At 46.9% G+C, this 6,756-nt stretch carries 7 protein-coding genes and 2 tRNA genes; 7 read left to right on the top strand and 2 right to left on the bottom strand.

What is annotated here, in order from left to right:
* The first annotated feature begins 146 nt into the window (after positions 1 to 146).
* From CUS_RS18055 to CUS_RS18035, 5 genes are all read left to right on the top strand, one after another.
* Positions 147 to 1,037: a DUF445 domain-containing protein gene (locus CUS_RS18055; protein WP_002853345.1), complete on the top strand. Its 891-nt coding sequence runs from the start codon at positions 147 to 149 to the stop codon at positions 1,035 to 1,037.
* Positions 1,038 to 1,177: 140 nt separating this feature from the next.
* Positions 1,178 to 2,155, top strand: coding sequence for a dockerin type I repeat-containing protein (locus CUS_RS18050; RefSeq protein WP_002853411.1), 978 nt, complete (start codon positions 1,178 to 1,180; stop codon positions 2,153 to 2,155).
* A gap of 87 nt (positions 2,156 to 2,242) precedes the next feature.
* A tRNA-Thr gene (locus tag CUS_RS18045) sits at positions 2,243 to 2,315 on the top strand.
* Positions 2,316 to 2,378: 63 nt separating this feature from the next.
* Positions 2,379 to 2,451 (top strand) — tRNA-Thr (locus tag CUS_RS18040).
* A 99-nt stretch (positions 2,452 to 2,550) separates the two neighbouring features.
* On the top strand, positions 2,551 to 3,018 hold the full coding sequence (locus CUS_RS18035; RefSeq protein WP_002853184.1) for a GNAT family N-acetyltransferase: 468 nt from the start codon (positions 2,551 to 2,553) through the stop codon (positions 3,016 to 3,018).
* Positions 3,019 to 3,171: 153 nt separating this feature from the next.
* On the opposite strand, the gene CUS_RS18030 is transcribed toward CUS_RS18035, so the two are convergent.
* Both CUS_RS18030 and CUS_RS18025 read right to left on the bottom strand, forming a co-directional pair.
* Positions 3,172 to 3,357: a hypothetical protein gene (locus tag CUS_RS18030; protein ID WP_002853423.1), complete on the bottom strand. Its 186-nt coding sequence runs from the start codon at positions 3,355 to 3,357 to the stop codon at positions 3,172 to 3,174.
* 3 nt (positions 3,358 to 3,360) lie between these two features.
* Positions 3,361 to 4,593 carry an RtcB family protein gene (locus CUS_RS18025; protein ID WP_002853352.1) on the bottom strand — a complete coding sequence of 411 codons (1,233 nt, stop codon included), beginning with the start codon at positions 4,591 to 4,593 and terminating at the stop codon, positions 3,361 to 3,363.
* Positions 4,594 to 5,155: 562 nt separating this feature from the next.
* Between CUS_RS18025 and CUS_RS18020 the strand changes: the two genes are divergently transcribed.
* Positions 5,156 to 5,935, top strand: a complete 780-nt coding sequence (locus CUS_RS18020; RefSeq protein ID WP_002853415.1) for an ABC transporter permease — start codon at positions 5,156 to 5,158, stop codon at positions 5,933 to 5,935.
* A gap of 53 nt (positions 5,936 to 5,988) precedes the next feature.
* On the top strand, positions 5,989 to 6,726 hold the full coding sequence (locus tag CUS_RS18015) for an ABC transporter ATP-binding protein (protein ID WP_002853185.1): 738 nt from the start codon (positions 5,989 to 5,991) through the stop codon (positions 6,724 to 6,726).
* Positions 6,727 to 6,756 lie beyond the last annotated feature (30 nt).

The raw sequence follows: 6,756 nt of genomic DNA, 5'->3' as shown, positions 1-6,756 counted from the left end.
CGATATGACCTATAGCAATCCGCCTTAAAATTCAGACAAAAACCAGTCACAAAACCCATAGATCCCAGCTTTTGCGACCGGATTTTGTGAATTAAAAAAGATGGATCGCTATAATATAAAGAGAAAAACAAACGGAGAGTGACAAAATGGAAATTCTGAAAATGCTTTCAGCGCCGCTGATAGGCGCTGTCATCGGGTATTTCACCAACTACATCGCAGTGAAGATGCTGTTCTTCCCGCGTCATGAAGTGAGGGTGTTCGGCAAAGTACTGCCTTTCACGCCCGGTGCGATACCAAAAGGCAAACCGCGTCTGGCTAAGGCGGTGGGCAATGTGGTCGGCAATAATCTGCTGACAAAAGACGACATAAAAGCGAAACTGCTGGGCGGTGAGATAGAACATCGTGTAACTGAGGTCATTACCGCAGAACTGAAAAACAAGCTGAAAGACGAGATATGCAAGCTGACCCACTGCGAAGAAGATGTCTATGAGGGCGGCAAAGTCAAGCTGAGCGAGATGCTGAGCAGGCAGATAGTCGATGAGATATCCGCTTCACAGCTGCCTGAGATAGTTGTTGAGAAGGCTAATGAGTCCATCAAGGAAAAGATAGGCAGTTCGATGATATCAAAGCTGATATCCGAAGAGAGGATACATTCACTGACTGCCCCGCTGGTGGGCAAGATACGCGGTATGATAGACCGCGAGGGCATGGGCTGTGTTCAGCCTGTCATTGAGAGCAAGCTGACAGACGGCGGCGACAAGACGGGTCTTGAACTGCTGGAACTTGTAAAGGTCGATGAAAAGCGTCTTGCGGAGATGATAGGAAAAGTTTACCGCAAAACTGTTGACAAGTACGTTGACAAACTGTTCGAGAAGCTGAACCTCGCCGCAATGGTCGAGAATAAGATAAATGATATGCCGATAGATGAAATGGAACGGCTGGTCATAACAGTGATGAACAAGGAACTGAGCATGATAGTTAATCTTGGCGCACTGATAGGCTTTGTTCTGGGACTTTTCAATCTGATCATAAAATGACAGCGTGGGGCACTTCCGCAAAACAGCGGGAGTGTCTTTTTTTGTACTGAAATGTTTCCAATATCTTAACGGTTGACAAAGTCTGTATTTTGTTGTAAAATGGTATAAAAACAAAACGTGTAAAAAACGGAGGACAAACAATGAAAAAGAGAAAAATATCCGCTTTTATTACAGCACTGGCAATGACCTGCGGAGCGCTGCCCGCTGTATGTGCAGAAGATGCCGAAAAAAGCGGCTTCATCGCCTCACTGGGACTTGCTAACAGTGACCTGAGCCTGCAAAGCTGGCAGAGCAAGGTACAGATAGACGAAGGACAGAACACCCTGAAAGTTACCATGCCGGCCGACAACAAAGGTGGAAAAAGCACGATGAACGGTCTGGGAATGTTTGTAATAGACCTGAGTGACTGCTATTTTGAAGTGGGCGAAGTCAGTGTTGACAAGGTCGTCATTGATGGCAAAGATATCGCACTGGACGGCGAGAAGATAATATACGGTGCTGATGACGGCACTGACAATGACAATTTCAGGATAGAACTTTTCTCTGTCTTTGGCGAAACTAAGGACTCCCCCGCCTTCGATGCGGGTAATACTACTGTCACCGAAAGTGCGGAAGTGACTTTCACCGTCAGGAGAGATGGCTACAGCGGCGGCGATAAGACAGTCTTTGGCAATGTCATCAGCGGCAGAAAGCAGTTTTCCGACCAGCCGATGAACGGATATACGATAAGCGCAAAGCTGAGCGGCGACCCCGAAGCACAAAGCTATGCGGGCACATCTGATGATAGCTTCAGTCTGTCATTAAAGCGCGGCATTTACGACATCAGCTTTGCAGGTAAAGGATATGTCACAAAAGAGTTCAAGGGTTTCAAGTTCGGCAAAAGAGCGCGCCCCGAAGAATTTCAGGATATTGAACTGTGCAAGGTCGGTGATGTCAGCGGCGACAACAAAATAAACGTGACAGATGTTTCAGCAACAGCGGGCTATGTGAAGCAGGTCAGGGGCTTTGCCGATGACTATCAGACTAAGGTCGCTGATGTGAACAACGACGGCTCAGTGAATGTCACCGATATATCTAAGATCGCGGCACATGTCAAAAACGTAAAAAAAATTTTTTAAAAAAAATCGAAAAAGGGCTTGACAAATCCACAGATATAGTGTATAATATTTAAGTCGGTTGACGATGAACTCGCTGACCGATGGTAAGCTGATATGGCTCAGGTGGTAGAGCACATCCTTGGTAAGGATGAGGTCCCCGGTTCGAATCCGGGTATCAGCTCTTGCTCTCGAATACGGGGGCTTTTTTATTGAAATTGCGCTCAGTTCGGGCGTAAATACGGTCGCTGATATGGCTCAGGTGGTAGAGCACATCCTTGGTAAGGATGAGGTCCCCGGTTCGAATCCGGGTATCAGCTCTTAGCCCTCGATTTTTTTCGGGGGCTTTTTCTTTTGCACTTGAAAGATCGCTTATGATGTGGTATAATATGTAAAAAAGAACACAGTGAGGTGCAGATATGATAAGAAGAGCGCAGGAAAAAGATACACCGCAGATAATGTCACTGCTGAGACAGGTTTGCAAAGTACACGCTGACGGTCGCCCCGACCTTTTTGTTGACGGCGGTACTAAGTACAGCGAAGATGAACTCAGGGCAATACTTGCCGACGACAGCACGCCTGTTTTCGGCTGGTGCGATAAGGAAGATGTTTTGCGCGGCTACGCTTTCTGCGTGATAAAAGAGCCGACTTCCGACACTGCCACCACAAACATACGCTCGCTGTACATAGATGACATATGCGTTGATGAAAATGCACGCGGCAGGCACATCGGTAAAGAGTTGTATGAAGCTGTCAGAACTTTCGCAAAAAATGCAGGCTGTTACAACATCACCCTGAATGTCTGGGAAAAGAACCCCACAGCGCGGGCTTTCTACGAAGCGATGGGCATGACGGTGCAAAAGACCTGCATGGAGTGCATACTGTAAATATGTCGTTTACTATAGCAATCCAACTTTTTAAATTCACAAAATCCAGTCGCAAAAGCTGGGATTTATGGGTTTTGTGACCGGATCTTGTCTGAATTTTAAGGCGGATTGCTATAAAACACCCGCAGAACAGCCATTCTGCGGGTGTTTTTTTCATCTGAGTTTTGTGTACCAATTCAGTTCGGTACGCTTGTGCTTGTCGCCGCGCTTGTATATCTTGCCGCTATCCGCCTTGCGTGTGCGGGGGTTCAGACCACCCCATGTGCGGCGATGCTTGGCGTCCTCTTTGCGGCGCTCACGGGGACTCATTTTTTCGTAGGGTACGAACTTTTCTTCCATATCTTACCTCCTGCGGGAATTCCCGTGTTCCTCCGATTCGCCGGCCTTGAAGTTGTAAATAGGCTTTATGACCTCTTCAACTGTGCAGGTATCACCGATGTTGTTGACGATATCTTCCATATTCTTGTACGCCATCGGGCTTTCGTCAAGAGTACCTGAGTTAACAGATGTGCTGTAGATGCCCTTCATTTCGCGCTTGAACTCTGTCAGGGTCAGCTGTGCCCTTGCCGCCGAACGCGAAAGCAGTCTGCCTGCGCCATGAGGTGCAGAACAGTTCCAGTCGGGATTGCCCTTGCCTGTGCAGATAAGGCTTCCGTCACGCATATTTATGGGTATCAGCAGAACTTCTCCCGCTTTTGCCGAAACAGCGCCCTTACGCAGTATCATGCTGTCGGTGTCGATGTAGTTGTGCAGTGTGGTGAACCGGTCTGTAACATGCAGACCCATGCCGCGAATTATCTCATCCATCATCGCCTGACGGTTCAGGGTAGCGAACTGCTGGACTATCTTCATATCGTGGATATACTGCTCGAACAGTTCACCCTCAGTGTAAGCCAGCTGTTTCGGGACATCGGTACGCTTGGTGTTTTTAAGCGTTGTTATCTCCTGCTGTATCTGCTTTTCCTTGCCTTCAGCTTTCAGGCGGGCGATAAGTTCGTCAATGTCGGTCTTTGAACAGCCGTTCAGACGCTTGTATGCTTCCTCCTGATAGTATTTTGCCACCTCAAGACCCAGATGGCGCGAACCTGAATGTATGACGATGTATATCCCGCCGTCGCTTCCCTTGTCAGCCTCGATGAAGTGGTTGCCGCCGCCCAGCGAACCCAAGCTGTGTATCGCCTTGTTGTGGTCGATGTGGTCAAAGCAGTACAACTCGGTCAGATCGACTTTTGCGTTGAAGCGGTGGGGCTTCTTGCGAATATTGAAACCTGATGGTATCTCGCGGTATATCAGCTTGTCAAGCTGCTGTACTTCGATGTGCTTCTCTTTCAGTCTGACAGTTTCCATACCGCAGGAAATGTCAACGCCCACCAGATTAGGCACAGCTTTATCGGTTATGGTCATGGTAGTACCAACGGTGCAGCCTGCACCCGCATGTACATCGGGCATTATGCGCACACGCTGACCCTCAGACATCGGCTGGTTCATAAGTTCTATTATCTGTGCGATGGCAGTTTCATCGCATATATCGGTGAACACCTTCGCGGTGCCGTATTTTCCGTTCAATTCAAACATATTATTCTCCTTTGTTGTCTTGTCAAGTTATGTAGATTTACAGTGTTTATCTTATATCACACCTATCAAGTATTTTGCCTTTACAGCCCAAATAAATATACAAAAAGGCACGCCCCCACAGACGGGGAACGTGCCGTAAACTCGGATATTCGGGAGTCTTTGCGAATTATCGCTGACTGTATCGGCAAGTCACCTGTCTTATGGAATTATTGGCTGTGAAATTTTTGTCTGTACTGAAATAACTGTTTGTTCTTTTCATCTGACTCACCTTCCTTTCTTAATTTCAACTTGTTGTCCTCTTGACATGGCTTATTATAGCCGATTTCCTCCGATTTGTCAATAGGTGATGATATAATTTTTTCTGCGAACGAGTGACAGGTCTGAAAAAACTGCGCAACCAAACCATAAAAAGGTCACAAACGCCCGATTTTCCACATAATCATCTTTAAGCACAATGGCTTTTTTGTGCGAAAGTATAATTGACTTTAAAATGCCGATGTGGTAATATATATAAGTGCCATACGGACATTGTGTGTCGTTATGGCTGATCGAGAGGTAATATATGCTGAAAAAACAACTCAAAACTTTCAAGAAATACCGTTTTTTACTGCGCGAACTGGTCAAAAAAGGTATCAAGCTGAAATACCGCCGCTCTTATCTGGGCATTTTGTGGACGCTGCTTGAACCGCTGCTGACCACTTGTGTGCTGACCATAGTCTTTGGCACATTCTTCGGCAAAGACGACAAGACTTTCCCTGTATATATACTGACGGGCAGACTGTTATACAGCTTCTTCTCAACGGGTACGAAGTCGGCTATGAAGTCTATAAGGCAGCATGCGGGCATGATAAAGAAAGTCTATGTGCCAAAATACATCTATCCGCTTTCCAGCGTACTTTTCAACTTCGTTATATTTGCCATATCGCTGATAGTACTGGTGGGTGCGACGCTGGTATTCGGTGTATACCCGAATCTCTGGGTGCTGACAGCGATACTCCCGCTGACGATGCTGCTGCTGCTGACATTCGGTGCGGGCATGATACTTTCAACACTGTCTGTATTCTTCCGCGACCTTGAATATCTCTGGGACGTTGCGCTGATGCTTATAATGTACACCTGCGCCATCTTCTACAAGGTGGAAAAGCTGGGCACTTATCAGTGGGTGTTCAAGATAAACCCGCTGTTCGCCATCATCAAGGATTTCCGCGCTGCTGTTTACGGACAGAACATGTTCCATGAACCCGCATGGGTGATAATGCCCGCTGTGCTGAGTGTTCTGAGCGTTCTGGTAGGCGTGCTGATGTTCAAGAAAAATCAGGATAAATTCATACTTCACATATAAAAATATGCCCTCTTTGTCACAAGCAAAGAGGGCATTTACGAAAGGATAACATAATGGCTAAATATGCGATAGAGGTCAACGATGTTGGCATGAAGTTCAACCTGAGTCAGGAAAAACTGGACAGTCTGAAAGAATACATGATAAAAATGCTGAAAGGCGAACTGAAATACAACGAGTTCTGGGCGCTGAAAAATGTGTCATTCAAAGTCGAAAAGGGCGACCGTGTGGGCATTCTGGGGCTTAACGGCGCGGGCAAGAGTACCTTGCTGAAAGTCATAGCGGGCGTTTTCAAGCCCACTGAGGGTCAGGTCATAAGACACGGCAGGCTTGTGCCGCTGCTGGAACTTGGTGCAGGCTTTGACTCGCAGTACACCGGTGCTGAAAACATATATCTGTACAGTGCGGTGCTGGGATACTCAAAGGAATTCGTTGACGAAAAGTTCGATGACATAGTTAAATTCGCTGAGTTGGAGAAGTTCATTGATGTGCCGATAAAGAACTATTCTTCGGGCATGAAAACAAGGCTCGGCTTTGCAATAGCCACGCAGGTCGAACCAGACATACTTATACTTGATGAAGTCCTGTCGGTCGGTGATGCTAAATTTCGCAAAAAGAGCGAGGCTAAGATAATGAGCATGTTCAAGTCGAATGTGACGGTGCTGTTCGTGTCGCACTCGCTGGAACAGGTCAAGCGTATCTGTAACAAGGCGATACTCCTTGAACACGGTCAGCTGATAGCTGCGGGCGACATCGATGAAGTTGCCGCCATTTATGAAGAAAAGACTAAGTAACGAAAAAGACTTCTTCCAACTTGAAGAAGT

Source organism: Hominimerdicola alba 8 (assembly GCF_000178155.2).
GTDB lineage: Bacteria > Bacillota > Clostridia > Oscillospirales > Ruminococcaceae > Hominimerdicola > Hominimerdicola alba_C.
Note: the sequence above shows the minus strand (reverse complement) of the source record. Positions and strands in the feature narration are given on the sequence as shown.

Coding starts and splice junctions, on each gene's coding strand:
- CUS_RS18055 (WP_002853345.1), top strand. CDS start 147: ATGGAAATTCTGAAAATGCTTTCAGCGCCGCTGATAGGCGCTGTCATC.
- CUS_RS18020 (WP_002853415.1), top strand. CDS start 5,156: ATGCTGAAAAAACAACTCAAAACTTTCAAGAAATACCGTTTTTTACTG.
- CUS_RS18025 (WP_002853352.1), bottom strand. CDS start 4,593: ATGTTTGAATTGAACGGAAAATACGGCACCGCGAAGGTGTTCACCGAT.
- CUS_RS18030 (WP_002853423.1), bottom strand. CDS start 3,357: ATGGAAGAAAAGTTCGTACCCTACGAAAAAATGAGTCCCCGTGAGCGC.
- CUS_RS18015 (WP_002853185.1), top strand. CDS start 5,989: ATGGCTAAATATGCGATAGAGGTCAACGATGTTGGCATGAAGTTCAAC.
- CUS_RS18050 (WP_002853411.1), top strand. CDS start 1,178: ATGAAAAAGAGAAAAATATCCGCTTTTATTACAGCACTGGCAATGACC.
- CUS_RS18035 (WP_002853184.1), top strand. CDS start 2,551: ATGATAAGAAGAGCGCAGGAAAAAGATACACCGCAGATAATGTCACTG.